The sequence below is a fragment of the Arthrobacter sp. SE2 genome, assembly GCF_058244265.1.
The window spans coordinates 29,477-49,665 of record NZ_JBZAYA010000008.1 but is presented as its reverse complement, the minus strand read 5'-3'; the positions used below and the strand labels follow the sequence as shown (position 1 = coordinate 49,665).

Below are 20,189 nucleotides of genomic sequence, written 5' to 3'. Positions count from 1 at the left end.
AGTTGATGCCGTTTTGCCCGCTGTAAACGACATTAACTGCGTGGGCCCACGCCGCCGGGGTTCCCTGGCCGAGCTTGCGAGGCGAGGGCAGTGGTGGGGACTACTTGGTTGGATCCCTTTACACGGCGGTGACTTGGGTCAAAGATGGGTGAAGCATTGCGATCGAAAATAGCCCCCAGGAGTCACAAAGATGCAAAACCTGAGCCTCTCCACTATCACCCTGAACATGGCGGAGTTGGGCCCCGAGAGCCCGTTGCCCGTGGTCATGGCTGAACTGGACCAGCCCTACAGAATCGGCGACGGGGTTCCGGAGGAGCTGCAGGCCGCGGCCCGCTACGGCCAAGTGCCGAACATGTTCCCGTACCTGATGCAGGACGGCTACTCGCGCGAGCGGACCGCCCACGAAGTGCCCGCCGTCGTGCTTGAGAACAGCAAACTGCGCGCCGTTGTCCTGCCCACCTTGGGCGGCCGGCTGTGGGAGCTCTTCGACAAAGGGTCGGGAAAGCAACTCCTCCACACCCACGGGACCCTGCAATTCGCCAACATCGCCCTGCGCAAGGCCTGGTTCGCCGGCGGGCTCGAATGGAACATCGGCACCCGCGGGCACTCGCCCACTACATGCGATCCGGTGCACACTGCCATCGTCAAGACTCCCGAAGGCCACGACGTCCTGCGCATGTGGGAGTTCGAACGCCTCCGCGAGGTGGTTTTCCAAGTGGACATGTGGCTTCCGGAGGACTCGGACGTCCTCCTCACGGCGGTCCGGATCCGGAACCCCCATGACCACGAGGTCCCCGTGTACTGGTGGAGCAACGCAGCCGTTCCCGAGACGGCGGAAACGCGCGTGATCGCGCCCGCGACGGAGGCTTTCGGCAGCGATTACACCACCGACATCGCCCGCGTCCGGCCCACGGAACACCAAGGCACGGATGCCACTTGGCTCGTGAACAGCCCGCACGCAGCGGATTTTTTCTTTGACATCCAGCCGGGCCATCGGCACTGGATCGCCGCGGTAGACCACGACGGCGATGGCCTGGCCATGCTGTCCACGAGCCTCCTTCGGGGGAAGAAGCTGTTCGTCTGGGGCCAGGGTGACGGCGGGAAACGCTGGCAGGAATGGCTCAGCCCCGGAGCCGGCCCCTACGCAGAGATCCAGGCCGGGCTCGCGCAGACCCAGTTCGAGCATCTGGCCATGCCTGCCGGCGCCGAGTGGAGTTGGGTGGAGGCCTATGGCAACGCGAAGCTGGATCCGCTGACGTCGCACGGCCAGGATTGGGATGCGGCAGTGATCCATGCCAGCGCCCGGCTCGAAGAGCTCGTCCCGGACGAGGAGCTCGAAGTCGCCCTCGCCGAAGCCGCACGGAACTATGGCCTGCCTCCGGACGAGATGCTGGTGCGCGGCAGCGCTTGGGGTGCTTTGGAGAGTGCCCGACGGCGACACTCAGGCCGCGCGTGGCTGGACGAAATCGGCACTCCCTTCGCCGACGATGCAACCCCTGAGGCCATCGAGGAAACGGGCCCGTGGCACAGCCTGCTGGATGGGGCCAGCTTCCTGGGCGCCGGGACCTTCGTGACTGGAGCCGATTGGGAAGAACTGCTGGCAAAGGATGGCGGAGCGGAAGCGCAGTTCCACCTGGCCACGATGAAGCACGCCCGCCAGGACCTCGCCGGTGCGATCGCCGGGTACGGCGCCGCGCTGATTGCCGAGGACCTCTCGCCCCGTTCCAAGGTCCTCGCCACAAGGGGCCACGCCCTAGCGCTGCTTGCCAGCAACAAGACTGACGAGGGCCTGGCGGAGCTTGCTGCAGCGAGCCGGTTGGAGCCCTCCAACCTCCCTTTGCTGAGCGAAGTGATGACCCTCAGTATCCGGCACGGAAACGCCGCCCAAGCACTCGCCCTGGCGAGCGAGGCACCTGCCGGATTGGCCGACGTCGGGCGCATCCGTTTCCTGACGGCGCTCGCCCTCGCGGGCGTCGGCAAAGGCCAGGAGGCCGCGCGGATGTTGCGGGACGGCGTCGAGATACCAGACATCCGGGAAGGCGAGGACGGGATCGCCGAGCTGTGGCAGGAAGTGTGCCGCGGGGAGCCGGTGCCCGCCAGCTACCGCTTCGGGATGCACTGACTTCCGGGGGTGCGCCGGCTCGGTGCGCATGCGGCAGGAGGCAAGATGTGGGACGCATGTGGCAGAACGCAAGAGGCGGGACGCATGTGGCGGGGGTGCCGACTTTGCTGATGCCAGCACCAAGATAAACCATGTAAGTTGGCATGGTGACTCCCTCCACCAAAACCCCACTGACCCGCGCCCCCGGTATCTCCAAGGAGATCGAAGATGCGGCCTGGTTCGTGCTGGGCCCGGGGCTTCAAGGCAAGGCTTCGGCGCTCGACGCCAGTACCCGCACTTGGACGGTGGACGCCGCCGGCGAGCTCCTGGAGCGCCTCGAACGCGGCGTCGGAGACGCCAAGGCGCCCATGATGACCAACCTGCGCCAAAACCTGGAAGGGGCCTCGCGTGAGGCCAAGTTGCTCGCCGTCGAACTCCTCTTCCTGCAGTCCCTGCCCCTGGCACACGAGGTCAAATCGCTCAAGGTGAAGCGTGCCCGCGTTGCCGAAGCCGCGTCCTGGCTCGATCCCGAGCTCGAGCTCCCCCAGGAGCTGTACCAGGGGATGACCGATCACGGCGTCATCCGTGACCGGACCGCGGAATTCAACTGGACGATCTGGGACCACCTGACCTGGTTGTGCCGGTTCGTGGCGCATGTCGACGGCCAGTCCAACGCGAGCATCAACAAGGCCCTCAAGGACCCGCTGAAATTCCACGAACTCGCGGCGGCAACCCCCGAGGACCAGCCGGCCATCCGGCGCAGCATCGAATACTTGGCGTGGCCCAGCTACTTCGAGCCAGTGGTCGCCGACGTTGAACGGCGCGAAATCCGGGACGCTTTCGCCTCGCTCGTTGGTGGCGCCCACGGCGAAACGGAAACCGACATCACCGCGGACGTGCACCGCATCCGGCTGTACCTGGACGAACAGGCCGGCCAGCGCATCGACTGGTACGATCGCCAGCTCGTCAGCCAGTGGCGCAAAGTGGGAGATCCCGGGCGTCGTGCGTGGCTGCTGCGCACGCACCAGGACTCCGCCGAGCTCCTCGCGGCGTGGCGGGACGAGGAAAAGGCAACACTCGACGTCGAACACCTCCGCGAACTCACCCCCGGCGTGACGGCAGGCCTCGTCCAGCATGCGGTGGACGAGGACTACAAGCACCTCGGCTACGTGGAGCGGGAGGACACCAAAACCGCTGTTTTCGCGTTCCTGACCGTGATGAAGCCAGGCGACCTCGCACTGTTCCAGAATTCCGGAGCCATCAGGATCGGCGTGGTCCTGGGCGAACCGGAACACAACGAGGACAACCGCAGGCTCCGCCGCAAGGTGCGATGGTTCGATGAGACCCACCCGATCGCGGAAGCCCCGCGGCACGTCCAGCGCCAGCTCTCCACTTCGGGGATCGTCGTGGACGTCACCAGGGTCATCCAGTCCCTGCAGTCCCTCCTGCCCGCCGAAGCCGAATCCGACGGCGAGGAAACCGCCGCCCCGGACGCCGTCGTCGAGCCCGTGATTGAAGGGTTCCGCCCCCTCACTGAAGAGTTCGCAGCTTCCCTCCACATGGAGCTCGAACCACTCACCGAGATCGCCGAGCTCCTGGAGGAGAACCGCCAACTAGTGCTCTACGGCCCTCCGGGAACGGGAAAGACCTACCTCGCCAAGCACTTGGCGGCCCAGCTCGCTGGCGACAGCACCGATGAGCGCGTCAAGCTGGTCCAGTTCCACCCTTCCTACGCGTACGAGGACTTCTTCGAGGGGTACCGGCCGGACAAGACCGACGACGGCCAGGTCTCGTTCAAGCTCGTGGCCGGACCGCTGCGACGGCTCGCGGAAGAAGCGGCGAAGCCCGGGAACGCCAACAAACCGTACTTCCTCATCATCGACGAGATGAACCGGGCCAACCTGGCCAAGGTGTTCGGTGAGCTGTACTTCCTGCTGGAATACCGCGACGACCGCATCTACCTCCAGTACAGCCCCAACGAACCGTTCAGCCTGCCGGACAACCTCTACATCATCGGCACCATGAACACGGCGGACCGCTCTATCGCCATGATGGATGCGGCAATCCGTCGTCGCTTCGCGTTCGTGGAACTGCATCCCAAGGTGGAACCGATCCGCGGTTCGCTCCGGCGGTTCCTCATGGCCCGCGGTTTGGACACCCTCAACGCGGACCTGCTTGACGCCCTGAACGACTCCATCGACGACTGGGACCGGGACCTGATGATCGGCCCCTCCTACTTCATGAAGAACGCGGCCCAGAACCCTGCCGGGCTGCGCAGGATCTGGAAGTACGAACTCATGCCACTCCTGGAGGAGCATTACCACGGTCAATTGAACCGGGCCCAGCTGGAGGAGCGCTTCGGCCTGGACCAGTTGTTGGGTCGACTTGCGGTCCGCTAAGACCGCGCCACCGCGGCCGGCCCGCGCGCCGGGCATCGGAAAGCCAGCGGTCCGCGCTTCCACGAAGGCTCCGGCTGTGCGGCACATCGTCATGGACGAGCTCTCCGGTGGCATCGTGGACAAGCTTGATCCAGACGCCGCCGCCCTCCTCAACTCGAGCGGGCTCGCGAAGGCCTCGCCCATGGGAATGGGCCTCTACCGCATCGAGCCCGTGGGCAAGGTCGGGTCTGTGCGGACGCCGACCGTCCAGTTCGAGGTACGTCCCAAGGACCGCTTGGGGTTGAACCGGCTGCTCTTTCTGCTCAGCTACGCCGGGGACCAGGGATTCCGCGAGGATCCCGTGGCCGCCGTCGAGCACAAGGACCTGTGGAGCGCCCTCGCGGAGTCCCTTGCCCAGCTGGCGGAGCGGGCCCTCAGTCGCGGCCCGCTGCAGGGCTATCTCACTGTGGACGAGTCCCTCAGGACGGTCAAGGGCCGCATCCGGATCTCGGACCAGATCTCACGCCGCCCCGGGATGCTTGTTCCGCTGGAAGTCTCCTATGACGAATTCACCGAGGACATTGCCGAAAACCGCATCCTGCGTGCCGCCCTCGAACGGATGGGCAAGGTTCCCGGCGTGCGGCAAAACGTCCTGAGCCGGATGCGGCAGCTCAAGGGAAAGCTCGACGCCGTCACGCGGCTTCAGGCTGGGGCGCCCCTGCCGAAATGGCAGGCCAACCGGATGAATCTCCGCTACCATCCGGTCCTTCGCTTGGCCGAGCTCATCCTTAGGAATGCCTCTGCCGAAGCGGGTGAGGGCAAACAACAGACCGCCTCGTTTGTCGTGGACATGTCCACTGTGTTTGAGGAATTCGTGGGCGTGGCTTTGCGGGCGGCCATGCGGGCACATCCGGGTGAAATGCGGCTCCAATACGGCGCCACCCTCAACGAAGCTGTCCGGGATTCGGACCGGCTCACTGTGCGCCCCGACGCCGTGCATTTCCTGGGAGGCAGGCCCGTGGTGGTGTACGACTCCAATTACGCGGCGGCCACGGATTCCGGGGCATCGCTGAACGCGGACCACTATCAACTCCTGGCCTACTGCACTGCCCTGCAAGTTCCCACGGCGTGGCTGGTCTACGCGGGCAAGGGAGAGATGAAGCTGCGACGGATCCTCAACACGGACATCGACATTGTGGAGTACCCGCTCGACTTGTCTCGGCCACCGGCGGAGATCCTTGCCGCCGTCACAGACCTGGCCCAGCAGTCTTGGGGAGAAGTGGTCCGCCAGGCGCGACTGTGAGGGGCCTCCTCAGCCGGGCGGTGGGGACCGGTTCCGTCCGGGCGGTGGGCGGACTAGCCTGAGAGAGCAAGTCACCGCAGATGGAGGCATCATGCACGGCAAGAAAAAGAAGAAGTCCTGGAAGGACATGACCCCTGGGCAACGGGTGGGCATGCTCGTGGTGGGTGCGGGACAGCTGGCGTTGCTGGTCGCGGCACAACGCAGCATTTCCAAGACCCCCGCGGCCCAGATCAGGGGTAACAAAGCCGTATGGCGGGCCGCAAGCTTTATCAATTTCTTTGGGCCGCTGAGCTACTTCCTGTTCGGCCGCCGTCGAGGAACTGCGTGAGCTGATTCTCCAAAGCCGAACGGTCCCGCAGTTCGCATTCCCACACGGTGAGAACCTCCCAACCTGAGGCTCTCAGCAGTTCGCGCTGTCCGGCGTCGCGCTCCCGGGTACGGTTGCGCTTGGCTGCCCAGAAATCCGCGTTGCCGGTCGGTGCGTGTTGGCCTGCCTTGCAATCGTGGAAGTGCCAGAAGCATCCGTTCACGAAAATCACCTTGCGCCGGCCGGCAAACACGAGATCCGGGCTGCCAGGCAACTTCCCGCCCGCGGCCCGGCCATGGAGCCGGTACCGGTAACCCTTGGCATGCAGGAGCCGACGGACCAAGAGCTCGGGCTTGGTGTTCTTGCCCCGGATCTTGGACATGTTCAGGCTGCGTTGCTCAGGCGTCAGCAGGTCGCGGCTCTCGCCCATATCCTCAGTCTACGCAGCGCACCCTGCGACGCTCGCTCACGTATGTGGGCTTTTCCTCGGACGCTCGCTCACGTATGTGGGTCTTTCCTCGGACGCTCGCTCACATTTGTGGGTTCTTCCCGTGACGCTCGCTCACATTTGTGAGCGGGGGTTGGTTGGGGGTGGTTTGTTTGTGAGCGGGGGTTGGTTGGGGGTGGCTTGTTTGTGAGCGGGCGTCGGCCGGGGGTGGCTTGTTTGTGAGCGGGCGTCGGCCGGGGGTGGTTTGTTTGTGAGCGGGGGTCAGGCCGGAACGCGGAATGTGAAGGTTGTTCCTTCGCCGGGGATACTCTCAAGGCCGATGGTCCCGCCGTGGGCATCGACGATTGCCTTGCAGATCGAAAGCCCCAGACCGACGCCCTGAATGGCCGTATTGCGGACGTTTCCGGCCCGGAAATACCGGGTGAAGGCGTCCGCCTGGTCCTGCTTGTCCATACCCATGCCGGTGTCTTTGACGTGGCATACCACCGCGTTTTCCTCCTGCAGCAGCGTGACGCGGACGTCGCCGCCGTCGGGGGAGTATTTGATGGCGTTGGAGATGAGGTTGTCCAGCACCTGGGAAATGCGGTTGGCATCCACGTGCGCCTCGAGGCGTTCGGGGGCGTTGACGTGAAGCCGCACTCCGCCGTCGTTCGCTTTCGGCTCGGCCGAGGCGACACTCGACTTGACGAGTTCGGATACGTCCACCGCGTGTGGCTGGACGATCATGTGGCCCGAACGGACTGCCAAGAGGTCGGAGACGAGGGAGAGGAGCCGGTCCGCGTTTCGTTGCACAATCTCAAGTTGCTGCAACGCCCAGGTCGGGAGGTTTTCAGCCTCCTCCAGCACAAGGTCCACGTACCCTGTGATGGACGTCAGCGGGGTGCGGAACTCATGGGAGACGTTTGAGACGAAGTCGTCCCTCGCAGCGAGAGCGTCCACAAGTGCCGTGACATCGCCGAAAACGACCACTGAACCCAGATAGCTGCCGTCGCAGTCCTTCATGGACCGCGCGCTGGTGGTGAAAGCGCGCTGTTCCCTGCCCGTCCCAACCCAGACGAGGTAGTCAGTGAACTCCTGCCGCAACGCAGCACGGCGCATCGGCAGGCGATCCGACGCAGTGGGGGTCACGCGGTCGGCGTCGAAAACCAAGAGCTCTGGCTCGCCGTGGCGATCGGTGTCCCCAGAAGCCTCGAGCACTTGGTTCTCCCGCTGCTTGCGGTTCGCCATCATTTCGCGGCCGTCGGCGTCAATAGCCACGACACCAAGGTGGACGGTTTCAAGAACCGTGTTGAGCAGTCGTTCCTTCTCCTGGCTGTCCGCCAAGGCGCGGAGCAGCGCGGCGTCCCTTTCCTCAAGACGGTTCTGCTGGGCGACCATGCTTTGGGTCATCACGCCGATGGAAACGCCGATGCCGAGCATCATGATGGGCAGCAGCAACCCGCGTAGGAGATCCTGCGGCGTGTACGTTCCATGGATGAATTGCGGAGTCCAAATCATGGCGAGCGGCCCCAGGAAGGAAACAACCAGGGCAGAGCGTAGATACAACCCCGAGGCGCAAAGCCAAATGACGGGAAAGACGGTCAGGAGGCTGATTCCGATGGGGCTGTCTTGTCCTCCCTCCCGCCCTAGCCCGATGGACACCATGTCGAGGAGCGGGATGGCCAGGAATGTCGGAAAGGGGAGCCTGTCCCACGGAACTGCGTAGCAGAGCACCCACGCTGCCGCTTGGGTAGCCAGGAAGATGACAAAGAGCGGATTGCCGAGGGTTGCGGGGAAGTAAAGACCAACCAGGACCGCAGTGAGGCACACCGTCACGGTCAGCGGCAATTGGCTGAGCGCGACGCGATCCTTGAGTGAGTACTCATGGAAGGCATGTTGAAAGAACATCACCCGGCCGCTTTTGGCATCCCATTCAAACGGACGTTTCATAAGGCCAAAATTCGCAATTGTTCAAGGTCGCGTCGCATGCCAGAAAGGATACCGGCAGCCCGATATACTTCCATTCGTAGCGGGCTGGGAGGGCTGCAAATGACTGAATTACGGGTTGGGCTTGTCATAGAAGACGATCACGACATCCGGGAATTGGTCCGCGTTGTCCTCAGCCAAGCTGGCTTCGGGGTTCATATGGCGACGAGCGGGGCAGCCGGTATCCGGGCAGCGCGTGATTTGCAGCCACATGTCATCACCCTGGACTTGGGCTTGCCTGATATTGATGGCTTCGAGGTGGCACGCCAGGTCCGGAACTTTTCCGATGCATATATCGTCATGTTGACGGCCAAGGCCGACGAGCTGGATACCCTCCTGGGCTTGGAGTCCGGCGCCGATGACTATTTGACCAAGCCTTTCCGGCCCCGGGAGCTTCGCGCCAGGGTGGCCGCAATGATGCGTCGCCCGCGCTCAGGAGCCACGCCAATCCATCAAGGGGAGGCTCCGCCTTCCCAACGGACTTTCCGGCACAACGGGCTGGTATTCAGTTATGCGACGCGGACCGTTTCCATCGACGGCCAGGACGTACGGCTGACCCCCACGGAGTTCGATCTCCTGTACTCCTTGCTTGAGGCAGGTTGCACGGTCTTGAGCAAAGCGGACCTTGTGCGCGGCCTCCGGAACGAACCTTACGACGTCGGGATCTACACGAGCGACGCCGACGAACGGTCCGTCGAAGTCCACATTGGAAACCTTCGCCGCAAGCTCGGCGACGACCCGCAGAACCCGCGTTGGCTGCAAACCGTACGCGGCGTGGGATATCGGCTGGCTCCGGCAAGGACTTGAACGCCTTCGGCAACCCATAAGTAAATCTTGGGGCACGGACGCGCGCTCGTCAGATGTGAGCGAGCGTTGGGGAATTTGCCGTTAGATGTGAGCGAGCGTTGGGGAATTTGGGGTCCACCGACTTCCTCAAAGCTCGACGCTGACCGTCCGCGGCGCTTGGAAGGACAACAGGCGGAGCCACTCGGGGTTCGGATCTGCCAAACGAACGCCTTGCAGCGCTGCCGCGGTTTCCTGCACGACGACGGCGGCCTCCAGTTCCGCGAGCTTCGCACCAAGGCAACGGTGAATCCCTGAGCCGAAGGCCAGCCCGTAGGCCGTAGGACCCTGCTCCGACAACGAGTGGTTCCCCGTGAGCTCCAAGAGGATTTCGGCACCGGCCGGGATGTGCTCGCCGTCGAGCACGGTGTCCTCTGCAGCAACCCGACGCCACGTCGGAACCGAAGATTCCGTGGCCAAAATGTGCCGGATGAGATCCCGGGCCGTGGTGCCGAAAGCTGCGTCTTTCCAGGCAAAGCCTGTGGACCCCCCGGCAAGCCGGAATAGTGCCGTGCTGATGAGCTGAGTGGTGGTTTCCTGCCCCGCGATGAGCAGGAAGTAGCCGAGGGAGCAGATCTCTGGAGTGCTGAGACCGTGTTCCGCCAAGGAGTTGAAGAGATTCCGCCCGTGTGAGGCTACCGACTCGAGGACGAGTTCCCGCAGCCAGCCGTAGAACTGTGCCGCGCTGTGTGCCAGCTCCAGTTGCCGTTCGGGATCCGGCCAGCCCCAGAAAAGTTCCAGGGAGTCCAGGCTCCAGGCTTTGAGCTCCGGAAGGTCGCGCACGGGGAGACCCAGAAGTTCCAACATCACGATCGCCGGCGGGTATGCGGCTACGGCCTGCACGAGATCCACCCGCCCGCCCGCCCTCAGCAGCCCGGCCGCCGTCGCTGCGGCATCCCGCGCGATGCCGCGAATACGTGGCTCGAAAGCACTCACCGTTGCGGGGGTAAAGTACCCGGCCACCACTTTGCGGATGCCTGCATGGGAATCGCTGTGGTTGCTGGCCAGCACGGGCGGCAGGGCGAAGCGGGCACGCTGCAGGACGCGCAATGACGGTCCGGACAACGGTGTCACAGCGATGAGGGCGTTCGCCGGGCTGAAGTCTTCGGGCCGGTGCAGGACCTCCCGCACCGCAGCGGGCTCCCGCAGCACCATATACGGGCACGTCTGGACGCCGGCGGAAGCGGCGCTCATGACGAGGCCCCGTTCAAGCAGCCCAAACCGCTCAACCAATGCACACTCGCCGCCCTGAACGTCACCGGTGGGAGGTCCGCGGCGCGCTCGGGGAGCACCCCAAGAAGCGGCCGCGACGCGCCGAGCGTCGCCCGGTTGCCGTGTTCCAGCACGCCAGGGTCGTCCGGCCAGGTTCCCAGAATCACGCCATGGATGGCAAGAGCCCTGCGTTCCAGGGCCTCGAGTGTCAGTGCCGTATGGTTCAGGGTTCCCAAGGCGGGACGGGCGACCACAACAAAAGTCGCGTCACTTCCAAGGTGACTGCCCAGATCTGCCAGCGTGCCGCCGTCGGCGTCCAACTCCACGAGGAGACCGCCGGAACCTTCCACGAGAACGTGGTCATGCGTGCTGGCAAGTTCGCGGATGCGTGCGGCATGTGCCGCAATCGGGGGCAGCGTGATTCCGTCCAGCGCGGCTGCGGGCACTGGGGCGAGGGGTTCTTGAAGCACGACGCCGGCCTCAGCCGTGAGCGGTCCAGCCAAGCGGGTGATTTCGGTGCAGTCGGAGTCGCCCACCACATCGCCGCTCTGGCAAGGCTTGTACACGGACACCGAGCGGCCCTCAGCCTGCAGCGCGGACGCAAGCGCCGCCGTCGTGACCGTCTTGCCGACGCCGGTGTCCGTTCCGGTGACCAGCACTAAGTGTGGCAGTTTCATGGCGTTTCCTCCAGGATGCGGCGCAACGTTGCGCACGCGTAGTCGATGTCGTCGGAAGTGAGGGTGGCGCGGGCGGTCAGCCTGAGGCGCGAGACGCCGTCGGGAACTGATGGTGGCCGGAAGCAACCGACCCGGACACCCGCCACATGTGCCGACCGGCTTGCCGCAAGCGCCGCCGCGGCAGAGGGCATGGGGATGGATTGCACGGCGCCGGCCGTCTGAAGCGACGCGCCAGCGGGCCCGACGGCGGCGCCGCGCCGCTGTGGTGTTGGCGCGTGTAGCGCGGGTGCCAGTCCCGCTGTGAGGCTGGCCGCGTTCCGATGGACGGCCGCCGCACGCCAAGGTTCAGCGCGGATGATTCCGACGGCGGCCAGCGCTGCCGCAGCCGAGGCTGGTGCGAGCCCTGTGTCGAAGATGAAACTGCGGGCCCTGTTGACGAGGTGTTCGCGGAGCAGGGAACTGCCGAGCACGGCACCACCCTGGCTGCCGAGCGACTTGGAAAGGGTCGCGGTCAGCACCACGTTGGGGTGGCCCGCGAGATCCGTTCCCGCCACCGAGCCAAAGCCCTCGAACGCTCCGTGGCCCGCAACCCCGAGGCTATGGGCTTCGTCCGCGAGGAGCATCGCGTCGTGCTCTTCGGCCAATGCCAGCAAGTGGGGGAGCGGGGCAGCGTCACCGAAGACGCTGTAGATGGACTCGACCGCGATCAAGGCCCGGGGTTCAGTGCGGGTGCGCAGCTGGTGCTCGGTTGCGCCGAGATCGTTGTGCGGAACCGTTTCCACCCTCGAACGGCTCAGCCGGAAGCCGTCAATCAGCGAAGCATGGCAATGTTCGTCGGCCACGATGAGGGTTCCCGGACCCCCGAGCGCCGTTGTGACGCCCAGATTAGCCAAGTATCCGGAAGAGAAGACCAACGCGGATTCCATGCCAGTCAGCCTCGCAAGCTCGGATTCGAGTTCCAGGTGCAGCTCCGTGGTTCCGGCAACCAGTCGCGAGGACGTGGCGCCGGTTCCCCAGCGGCCGATCGCTTCCCGGGCGGCCTCAGCGAGCCTCGGGTCCGTCGCGAGGCCAAGATAGTCGTTGCTCGCCAGGTCAACCTCGGGGTCCCAGCCTAGGCGCGTCATGGGCGTGCGGACGAGGCCCCGGCGCTCGCGGACTGCGGCCTGCTGTTCCAACCATGCGGTCATGGACCTGCTCATGAGGCGTGTACCTCGGCCACGGCCGCCACCATGCCTTCGGCTATCCGCCGGACCTCCTCGGCGGAGCTGATATAGGGCGGCATCGCGTAAATAAGGTTCCGGAATGGCCGCAGCCATACTCCGTGCCCGACGGCGGCACTCGTCACTGCGGCGACGTCCACCTCCGTGTTCAACTCGATGACGCCCACGGCGCCGATCGTGCGGACCTCCTTGACGACGTCGAACGCGTTGGCGGCTTCGAGCCCGGCCGCGAGCCCCGAGCCGATCCGGGCCACATCGCTGCGCCAGGCGCCACCGTCGAGAATTCCCAGGCTCGCATTGGCCACGGAACACGCGAGCGGATTGCCCATGAAGGTGGGTCCGTGCAGCAAGGCACCCGCGCCGCCGCTCGAAACGCGGGCCGCCACCTCGCCCGTGCAGAGCATCGCCGCGAGCGTGAGGTAACCGCCGGTGAGGGCTTTGCCGACGCACATGATGTCCGGAACCACGCCGGCATGCTCCGCGGCGAACAGCTCGCCCGTGCGGCCGAAGCCCGTTGCGATCTCGTCGAGGATCAGGAGGATCCCGTGTCTGTCGGCGATGTTCCGGAGGATGCGCAGGCATTCGCCGGCGTAGATGAACATGCCGCCGGCGCCTTGAAGCACGGGCTCCACGATGATCGCGGCCAGTTCGTTGGCATGTTCCGCCGCGAGGGCTTCGGTGTGCGCCTGCCATTCCGCGATTTCTTCCGGTGGCGCGCCCGCGGCGGTTGGCCTCGCGGCGAACACATTGGCAGCGAGTAGCCCGGGGAACGCTGAATGCATGCCGTCCACGGGATCGCAGACGCCCATCGCCGCGAAGGTATCGCCATGGTAACCGCCGCGGATGCTGAGGAAGCGTTGCCTCTCGGGGAACCCCGACGCGGTCTGGAACTGCACCGACAACTTGAGCGCCACCTCCACGGACACCGATCCCGAATCCGCCAGGAACACCCGCTCCAACCGCGGCCGATCCGCCGCAGCAGGGGCCATGGCAACGAGCCGTTCGGCCAGTTCGACGGCGGGTTCGTGGGTGAGGCCGCCGAACATCACATGGCTGAATGTGTCTAGTTGACGCTTCGCCGCGGCGTCCAAGACGGGATTTCGATAGCCATGGATGACTGCCCACCAGGAGGACATGGCGTCGAGCACCCCATGGCGTCGGCCGGTTTCATCGCGGAGCCGCAGCGTCACGCCGTCGGCGTCTTCGACTTCCCACAACGGCAGCGTTCCCGAAGCCGGAGCGTATGGATGCCAGAGGCTCGCCCGGTCCCGCTGGATGACGCTCATGTTGTCAGCCTTCCGTGGCGCGAGCATTCGGCGGTCCAGCCGAGCGGCGTGACCTGGACTTTCATGCGGCGCCGACAAACAGCGCAATAGCGGGGCGGTTCCATCGCGAGGCGCTGTTGGCAGCCCTGGTGAGCGTCCGACGTCGGGCGCTCACCTTGCGTTGCCGGGTCGCCTTGCGCGGCGGGCTCGCCGCAGAGACCGCAGTAGCTATGTGTGACTGTAGTGCTCACAGCGACTTCTGGAGTTCCTTGATGGGCATGTTCAGCTCCACGAGGAGGTTGAGGTCGGCGTCGGCGGGACGGCCCAGGGTGGTGAGGTAGTTGCCGACGATCACGGCGTTGATGCCGCCCATGAGGCCTTCGCGCGTGCCGAGGTCGCCCAGGGTCAGTTCCCGTCCGCCGGCGTAACGCAGCACGGTCCGCGGCATGGCGAGGCGGAACGCCGCGATCGCGCGGAGGGCGTCCTTCCCGTCCATGATTCCTTGGTTTTCGAGGGGAGTCCCGGGGCGCGGATTGAGGAAGTTCAGTGGGACTTCGTGGGGTTCGAGGGCCGCGAGCTGGCTGGCGAGTTCGGCTCGCTGGGCGGTGGTTTCGCCCATGCCGATCAGGGCTCCGCAGCAAAGTTCCATACCGGCTGCCTTGACCATGTTGCAGGTGTCGAGGCGTTCCTCGTATGTGTGGGTGGTGACGACTTCGGGGAAGTAGCTGCGCGCGGTTTCGAGGTTGTGGTTGTAGCGGTGCACGCCCCACTCGGCGAGCTGGTCCACTTGGCGCTGGGTCAGCATGCCCAAGGAACAGGCGATATTGATGTCCACTTCCGCGTTGATGCGGTCGACCGCGAACTTGATCTGGTTCATGAGTTTGATGTCCGGTCCACGGACGGCTGCGACGATGCAGAACTCCGTGGCCCCGGTGGCGGCGGTTTCCTTGGCGGCCTTCACGAGCTCGGGGATGTCGAGCCAGACGCCGCGGACCGGACTGTCGAACAAGCCCGATTGGCTGCAGAAATGGCAGTCCTCGGGGCATCCTCCGGTCTTGATGGAGATGATTCCCTCTACTTCCACGTCCTCGCCGCAATGCTCGAGGCGGACTTCGTGGGCAAGCTGCAGGGCTTCGGGGAGGGCTTCGTCCGGAAGCTCCAGGATCTCGAGCAGTTGGGATTCGCTGAGGCCCTCGCCTTTCGCGAGGACTTGCTCGCGGGCTGTTTCCAGAATCGGATAGGTGGACGTACGCCTTGGGTTTGGCTGGGTGGTCATGGTGCTCCTCGGCCGTTACTTGCGGGGGATGGTGCGTTCCTTCATGACGGTAGTGGGCCTGTGGGGTCGTGATTTTGTTGGACGTCCACAAACCCGGAGCTGCAATCTTGGCAGCCGACTCGCTGGATAAGTTACAGCCCGGAAACATCGTGGAGACTCCGTGGTTTCATCCCGCCGATAGCGTCGAGCCCATGTTCAGAGGGGAAACATGTCCAGACAAAGGAAGTTGCGGGGATGACTGACGATTCGAAGACAACTCAAGTGCTTGAACCCCCGGCGGCAGGCCGCTCACCGGAGGGGCTCGCCGTCGTCGAACCTTCCGAGGCACTAGCCGCCGGGAGCCGCACGGCGGACAATGCCGATGCGATGAGCGCAGCGAAGGAGAGCCTGGAGGACTACACCCTCAGGTTCGCGCCACGGTCCTACCGCAAATGGGGTGCGGGTGTGGTCGCGACGAGTGCGCTCGGTGGAATCGCCTATTTGGCTGATTTCTCGATCGGCGCGAACATCGGTATCTCGTACGGCACCGTGAACGCTATTTTCGGAATTGTGGTGGCGGCTGTGATCATTTTCGCCACCGGATTTCCCTTGGCCTATTACGCGGCGCGCTACAACATCGACCTTGACCTCATCACCAGGGGCTCCGGATTCGGCTATTACGGCTCGGTGGTCACGAACGTTATTTTCGCGACCTTCACGTTCATCTTCTTCGCGCTTGAGGGCTCCATCATGGCGCAAGGCCTGGAACTTGGGCTGGGGATTCCACAGTGGCTCGGCTATGCGGCGTCCACGCTTATTGTCATTCCCTTGGTGATTTACGGGATGAAAGCCTTGTCCAAATTGCAGGTGTGGACCACCCCGTTGTGGCTCCTGCTCATGGTGGTTCCCGTCGGGTATTTGGTGATTTCGCACCCGGACAGCATCGGGGACTTCTTCGCTTTCACGGGCAAGTCCGGCGCTGAAGGCACCAATCTGGCCTCCGTGATGCTGGCCGCCGGTGTTTGTTTGTCACTCATGGCACAGATCGCGGAACAGATCGATTACTTGCGCTTCATGCCGCCCAAGACCGCCGAGAACCGCGGTGCCTGGTGGCGTGCCGTGATCCTGGCCGGTCCGGGGTGGGTGATTTTCGGCGCGATCAAGCAGATCGTGGGCATGTTCATTGCGATCTATCTGATCGCGAACCTGGATCCGGCCGCGTCCGTCCACGCGAACGAGCCTGTGCACCAGTTCCTTGGCGTGTATCAGGAAATGATGCCGGCGTGGTTGGCGATGACTTTGGCCGTGGTGCTCGTGGTCATTTCGCAAATCAAGATCAACGTGACCAACGCCTACTCCGGCTCGCTCGCGTGGACCAACAGCTTCACGCGCATCACCAAGAGCTACCCGGGGCGCATGGTGTTTGTGGTGGTCAACCTGGTGATTGCGCTGGTGCTGATGGAAGCAAACATGTTCGAATTCCTCAATACCATCCTTGGTTTCTACGCGAATTGCGCCATGGCCTGGGTGGTTACCGTTGCGTCCGATATCGCCATCAATAAATACTTGCTCAAGATTTCGCCCAAGGTTCCTGAATTCCGCCGCGGCATGCTTTATGCAGTCAACCCGGTCGGATTTATCTCGATGCTGGTTTCGGCCACTGTATCGATTGCCGTGTTCTTCGGGGCCTTCGGTTCGGCTGCGCAGCCATACTCGCCGATCTTCGCCGTCGGGCTGGCGCTTGTGCTGCCGCCCGCGCTGGCCTTGTTGACTCGCGGGAAGTACTATCTGCGCCGCTCGGACGACGGCATCGATCTGCCCATGTTCGACGCCGACGGCAACCCGAGCGACGCCAAGCTTTTGTGCCACGTCACGGGACTGGAGTTCGAGCGTCCGGATATGGTCCGTTCCGCCCAGGACGGGCCCGACGGCGAACCGCAGTTCATCTCTTCGCTCGCCTTGTCGACGGATAAAACGGGGGAGTTGGTCCTGCCGGCCCAGAAGTAGGCGGGAGTTCAAAGGCCCCATGGGCCTCGACGACGGATGGGCGGCCCGGCCGCGGTCCCGTCGTCGAGGCCTTTGGTTTGCCGGTTGTGCTGCGCCAGGCTGGTTGTGGTGAACCGCGCTGGTGAAGCGATGCGGGGTAGTGGACGGCGGCCTGTGGATAACTCTCCCGCCAAGATGGGGAAGTAAGCTACCATTTTGGGAAACGTTTAGTCTTGAAAACTATTTGGGGATAGCAAACCATGACTCCACGCACTTCGTTTTCTGCTCGCATTTTCATGATTGTCAGTCTTGCGACGGCGTTGACGCTGACCGCCTGCGGGAACACTACCCAGCCGCAGACCGAGCACTCCGCCACAGCTACGGGTTCTGCAAATGCCACTGTTTCGCCCTCTCCGACACCGACTGCTGCCTACAAACCGGCGGACGCCAAGGGGAAAGCCGAGAACGTGCCGGTTCCCGTGTTGCCGGAGGCCGCAAAGGCGAACAACAAGGAAGGCGTGGAGGCGTTTGCGAGGTACTGGTTCCAGGCGCTTTCATACGCTTATGAGACTGGGGACACGCGTGTTCTAAAACAGACCACCGGTCCCAACTGCGTTCTTTGCACCGCCTTGCAGGAAGCCATAACCGTTGCCTGGGCAGACGGTAAGTGGATCGTCGGCGGCCGCATAGAGACGCCCGTGGTTGTCGGAAAATTCGGAGCTGGAGGGGAGTCTCCGCAAGCGACGATCCAGGCAATTCAGCAGCTAATCGAGATTCGCACAGCGGATGGAACCCTTTATCAAGACCCCACCAAAGCTTCCAATAGGGGAATGCAACTCGTGGCCACGTTCAGCGCGAATGGTTGGACAGTGATCGACCTCGGATTGATCTACTAGCGATGCGGCGGGTCAGTTCCCTGTCGGCTGGATATCTGATTCTCTCGTTCTTGGTTGGGTTCCCAGCAACGGTGCACGCTAAAGGCACAGAGTCACCAGTCATCATTGGCTTGGAGGAAAACGGTGTAAACATTGGATCATCGAAGTGGATCCGGGACCCCCAAACCGGCGAATTTATCCCCGCCCCACCTAACCACGTCAGCGACGACCCCAACCAATATAAGGCAGAGCTCCAATGCCAGGTTGACGAGGATGCCTTAGATAAGAAGTGCCTTCCCGGACAGGTGCAATGCCCGCCCCGCGAGCCAGGTGGAAAGTCTGGAACTCCGGTTATCTGGAAGGTCGCACCTAAGGCGATTTCAAATCCCACGTGGGTCGACTGGAAATCGGGTAACAACGGTCCGTCCTGCCTGTACGACCAAAAGCCAGAGGATCTCTTGCAGCGCATTGCGGAGAGAATTGACAGCGACTTCCGCAACCTTCCGATCAAACCGGCGGATCTGACCGCCCAGCCTAGCCCGCACACACTCAAGGGCGCTGAAACCAACATCTTCGCGGACGGTGTTGAGCAGCAATTCGATGTGACACTCCTCGGCCAGCGAGTCCACGTAGTCGCTACCCCCGTGGAGTACACCTACGCCTACGGGGACGGCAACAGCCTCGGGCCAACACCTTTTGCAGGCGGGCCGCTCCCGGAGGCGGAATGGGGCCAAAAGACCAGAACAAGCCACGTGTATCAACAGACCGGTGACTTTCAGGTATCCGTGACCACAACCTTCCGCGGCACCTACTCCGTGAATGGTGGCCCGAACATGCCGATTCCCGGCACAGGACAGTTCGCGTCGCCGTCACAGAAGGTCAGCGTCTGGAGGTCGATCACGCGCAACTACGCCGACAACTGCATCGTGAATCCGCGGGGCGAAGGCTGCCCGGGCGTCCCCTAAAGCGAAGTGCCTACGTCCGAAGTTCCCTGTCGAGCCTGTCCATTCGTGCCCGCACCAGCTGGAACCGTGAATCGTCCGGAGTCATGAGCCTCGCCAAGGCCATCGCGGCTTCGGAATCGTCCGAGCCCATGTCCGTGGAACACCAACGGCTGATCAGCTCCGCGTCGCCGCTTGCCCGAACCGATGCGGCAACGGCCTGGTCCAACTCGTCGCGCATCAGCTCTATGGCCATGGTCGCTGAACGGTTCAGGATGCGCCCGGAGTAGGCGGCCACTGCATCGTGCACCCGCCCGGCCCGCAAATGCTGGGCGACCAGCATGGCGTCGGTCAGCACTGTCACGCCAGAGGCAAAACGGTACGGATTCGCCTCCACCACATTGCCGAGCAACGCGCGGATCCGGTGCATCTCCGTCCGGATGGCCGTGGCGGCACCATCTTCGCCATGCAGCTGATAGGCGAGCTCGTCGGCGCTCCACCCCTGTGTCCTGGAGGCAAGCAACGCGAGGATCTCCGCCCGGCGCAGTGTCACCGGGAGCACACCGCCGCCGTCGAGCTCTGCTGTCGGCTTGTCGCCGAGCAGCCGCAAGAACAGCGTTGAACCGGAGCCGGGACGGGGGTGCCCGACGGCGGGGCGCCGACTCGGGTCCGCCGTCGCGCCTTCCGAACGCAAGAGTTCCTCCGCGAGGCGGACGCCGCAACGCACCATCCGCAGGCTGTCCGGCGTCACCGAATCGATCGGCCCCGAAACATCAAGGATCCCGACAATGTCCCCGGTGAAGGGGTCGCGGATGGGTGCTGCGGTGCACGCCCAATCGTGGTGGGTCCGGACGAGGTGCTCGGCAGAGAAGAGTTGGGCGGCGTTGCCCGAGATGAGGGACTCGCTGATGGCGTTGGTGCCGACTCCCGCCTCGGACCAATCGGCGCCCTCAACGAATTCGAGGGAATCGGCCTGCCGCAGTGCGGAACCGCTGCCGATTCTCCAGAGCACCTCGCCGTAGTGGTCGGTGACGATGAGCAGGTGCCGGCCCGCGGCGGACTCATCGGCTAGTAGCTGCGAGAGCGCCGGAACCACGCTGGCCAAGCGGTGCCCTGCCCCGAGCGAGCGGGCTTCGGCAACTTCCTGGCGGTGGGCCGGGCTGTGCCGATCGGGGTTGATGCCCAGTGCGATGGACCGCTGCCAAGACTCCACGAGTGAGGCAGGCAGGAGGGGGTGCGGGGCGCCGGACAACGTAGCTTCGTGGGCAGTGCGGAGCGTCTTGGCGTACTCCAGCGGAGAGGAAAAGCGCAGTCCCGGATCCGGGATCAGCGCGCTCGGGCCATGACGCATGCGCAAACTCCCAACTCACCATTGAATTGCTGGATCGAACGGCCCTTACCCGCGTGGGAACA

General features: G+C 64.0%; 17 protein-coding genes. 8 read left to right on the top strand and 9 right to left on the bottom strand.

The annotated features are described in order from the left end of the window. Positions 1–190 precede the first annotated feature (190 nt). The 4 genes from AC4CS3_RS12665 (at position 191) to AC4CS3_RS12650 (ending at position 6,110) form a co-directional block, all read left to right on the top strand. Positions 191–2,122: a DUF5107 domain-containing protein gene (locus AC4CS3_RS12665; RefSeq protein ID WP_490783781.1), complete on the top strand. Its 1,932-nt coding sequence runs from the start codon at positions 191–193 to the stop codon at positions 2,120–2,122. 143 nt (positions 2,123–2,265) lie between these two features. Next, positions 2,266–4,500, top strand: coding sequence for an McrB family protein (locus AC4CS3_RS12660; protein ID WP_490783780.1), 2,235 nt, complete (start codon positions 2,266–2,268; stop codon positions 4,498–4,500). A gap of 91 nt (positions 4,501–4,591) precedes the next feature. Then, positions 4,592–5,782, top strand: coding sequence for a 5-methylcytosine restriction system specificity protein McrC (locus AC4CS3_RS12655; protein WP_490783900.1), 1,191 nt, complete (start codon positions 4,592–4,594; stop codon positions 5,780–5,782). 91 nt (positions 5,783–5,873) lie between these two features. After that, a complete protein-coding gene (locus AC4CS3_RS12650; protein WP_236815885.1) occupies positions 5,874–6,110 on the top strand; it encodes a PLDc N-terminal domain-containing protein in 237 nt (78 codons plus the stop codon). On the opposite strand, the gene AC4CS3_RS12645 is transcribed toward AC4CS3_RS12650, so the two are convergent. Both AC4CS3_RS12645 and AC4CS3_RS12640 read right to left on the bottom strand, forming a co-directional pair. After that, complete coding sequence (locus tag AC4CS3_RS12645; protein WP_441429501.1) at positions 6,052–6,519, bottom strand: very short patch repair endonuclease; 468 nt, start codon at positions 6,517–6,519, stop codon at positions 6,052–6,054. The genes AC4CS3_RS12650 and AC4CS3_RS12645 overlap by 59 nt on opposite strands. Positions 6,520–6,798: 279 nt before the next feature. Further along, on the bottom strand, positions 6,799–8,466 hold the full coding sequence (locus tag AC4CS3_RS12640; RefSeq protein WP_490783779.1) for a sensor histidine kinase: 1,668 nt from the start codon (positions 8,464–8,466) through the stop codon (positions 6,799–6,801). A 99-nt stretch (positions 8,467–8,565) separates the two neighbouring features. Between AC4CS3_RS12640 and AC4CS3_RS12635 the strand changes: the two genes are divergently transcribed. After that, complete coding sequence (locus tag AC4CS3_RS12635; RefSeq protein ID WP_490783778.1) at positions 8,566–9,309, top strand: response regulator transcription factor; 744 nt, start codon at positions 8,566–8,568, stop codon at positions 9,307–9,309. A gap of 126 nt (positions 9,310–9,435) precedes the next feature. Here AC4CS3_RS12635 and AC4CS3_RS12630 read toward each other — a convergent pair whose 3' ends face one another. From AC4CS3_RS12630 to bioB, 6 genes are all read right to left on the bottom strand, one after another. Next, positions 9,436–10,539, bottom strand: coding sequence for a cytochrome P450 (locus AC4CS3_RS12630; protein ID WP_490783777.1), 1,104 nt, complete (start codon positions 10,537–10,539; stop codon positions 9,436–9,438). Continuing rightward, on the bottom strand, positions 10,536–11,234 hold the full coding sequence (gene bioD, locus AC4CS3_RS12625) for a dethiobiotin synthase (protein ID WP_490783776.1): 699 nt from the start codon (positions 11,232–11,234) through the stop codon (positions 10,536–10,538). The genes AC4CS3_RS12630 and bioD overlap by 4 nt, the downstream gene beginning before the upstream one ends. Further along, positions 11,231–12,421, bottom strand: coding sequence for an 8-amino-7-oxononanoate synthase (locus tag AC4CS3_RS12620; RefSeq protein WP_490783899.1), 1,191 nt, complete (start codon positions 12,419–12,421; stop codon positions 11,231–11,233). The genes bioD and AC4CS3_RS12620 overlap by 4 nt, the downstream gene beginning before the upstream one ends. A gap of 8 nt (positions 12,422–12,429) precedes the next feature. Further along, positions 12,430–13,740, bottom strand: coding sequence for an adenosylmethionine--8-amino-7-oxononanoate transaminase (locus AC4CS3_RS12615; protein ID WP_490783775.1), 1,311 nt, complete (start codon positions 13,738–13,740; stop codon positions 12,430–12,432). Further along, on the bottom strand, positions 13,737–13,844 hold the full coding sequence (gene bsaP / locus AC4CS3_RS12610; protein ID WP_441413097.1) for a biotin synthase auxiliary protein BsaP: 108 nt from the start codon (positions 13,842–13,844) through the stop codon (positions 13,737–13,739). The genes AC4CS3_RS12615 and bsaP overlap by 4 nt, the downstream gene beginning before the upstream one ends. A 122-nt stretch (positions 13,845–13,966) precedes the next feature. Further along, positions 13,967–14,995, bottom strand: coding sequence for a biotin synthase BioB (gene bioB / locus AC4CS3_RS12605; RefSeq protein WP_490783774.1), 1,029 nt, complete (start codon positions 14,993–14,995; stop codon positions 13,967–13,969). A 234-nt stretch (positions 14,996–15,229) separates the two neighbouring features. Between bioB and AC4CS3_RS12600 the strand changes: the two genes are divergently transcribed. The 3 genes from AC4CS3_RS12600 (at position 15,230) to AC4CS3_RS12590 (ending at position 18,800) form a co-directional block, all read left to right on the top strand. Further along, positions 15,230–16,981, top strand: a complete 1,752-nt coding sequence (locus tag AC4CS3_RS12600; protein WP_490783773.1) for a purine-cytosine permease family protein — start codon at positions 15,230–15,232, stop codon at positions 16,979–16,981. Between the two features lie 275 nt (positions 16,982–17,256). Further along, positions 17,257–17,856 (top strand): DUF6318 family protein, encoded by a 600-nt coding sequence (locus AC4CS3_RS12595; RefSeq protein WP_490783772.1) that lies wholly within the window; start codon positions 17,257–17,259, stop codon positions 17,854–17,856. Between the two features lie 437 nt (positions 17,857–18,293). Further along, entirely contained in the window at positions 18,294–18,800 is a 507-nt protein-coding gene (locus AC4CS3_RS12590) for a hypothetical protein (RefSeq protein ID WP_490783771.1), read from the top strand. Between the two features lie 10 nt (positions 18,801–18,810). Here the strand turns inward: AC4CS3_RS12590 and AC4CS3_RS12585 are convergent, their stop codons facing one another. Then, positions 18,811–20,127: a transcriptional regulator gene (locus AC4CS3_RS12585; protein WP_490783770.1), complete on the bottom strand. Its 1,317-nt coding sequence runs from the start codon at positions 20,125–20,127 to the stop codon at positions 18,811–18,813. Positions 20,128–20,189 lie beyond the last annotated feature (62 nt).

Coding starts and splice junctions, on each gene's coding strand:
- AC4CS3_RS12665 (WP_490783781.1), top strand. CDS start 191: ATGCAAAACCTGAGCCTCTCCACTATCACCCTGAACATGGCGGAGTTG.
- AC4CS3_RS12660 (WP_490783780.1), top strand. CDS start 2,266: ATGGTGACTCCCTCCACCAAAACCCCACTGACCCGCGCCCCCGGTATC.
- AC4CS3_RS12655 (WP_490783900.1), top strand. CDS start 4,592: ATGGACGAGCTCTCCGGTGGCATCGTGGACAAGCTTGATCCAGACGCC.
- AC4CS3_RS12650 (WP_236815885.1), top strand. CDS start 5,874: ATGCACGGCAAGAAAAAGAAGAAGTCCTGGAAGGACATGACCCCTGGG.
- AC4CS3_RS12645 (WP_441429501.1), bottom strand. CDS start 6,519: ATGGGCGAGAGCCGCGACCTGCTGACGCCTGAGCAACGCAGCCTGAAC.
- AC4CS3_RS12640 (WP_490783779.1), bottom strand. CDS start 8,466: ATGAAACGTCCGTTTGAATGGGATGCCAAAAGCGGCCGGGTGATGTTC.
- AC4CS3_RS12635 (WP_490783778.1), top strand. CDS start 8,566: ATGACTGAATTACGGGTTGGGCTTGTCATAGAAGACGATCACGACATC.
- AC4CS3_RS12630 (WP_490783777.1), bottom strand. CDS start 10,539: ATGAGCGCCGCTTCCGCCGGCGTCCAGACGTGCCCGTATATGGTGCTG.
- bioD (WP_490783776.1), bottom strand. CDS start 11,234: ATGAAACTGCCACACTTAGTGCTGGTCACCGGAACGGACACCGGCGTC.
- AC4CS3_RS12620 (WP_490783899.1), bottom strand. CDS start 12,421: ATGACCGCATGGTTGGAACAGCAGGCCGCAGTCCGCGAGCGCCGGGGC.
- AC4CS3_RS12615 (WP_490783775.1), bottom strand. CDS start 13,740: ATGAGCGTCATCCAGCGGGACCGGGCGAGCCTCTGGCATCCATACGCT.
- bsaP (WP_441413097.1), bottom strand. CDS start 13,844: ATGGAACCGCCCCGCTATTGCGCTGTTTGTCGGCGCCGCATGAAAGTC.
- bioB (WP_490783774.1), bottom strand. CDS start 14,995: ATGACCACCCAGCCAAACCCAAGGCGTACGTCCACCTATCCGATTCTG.
- AC4CS3_RS12600 (WP_490783773.1), top strand. CDS start 15,230: ATGACTGACGATTCGAAGACAACTCAAGTGCTTGAACCCCCGGCGGCA.
- AC4CS3_RS12595 (WP_490783772.1), top strand. CDS start 17,257: ATGATTGTCAGTCTTGCGACGGCGTTGACGCTGACCGCCTGCGGGAAC.
- AC4CS3_RS12585 (WP_490783770.1), bottom strand. CDS start 20,127: ATGCGTCATGGCCCGAGCGCGCTGATCCCGGATCCGGGACTGCGCTTT.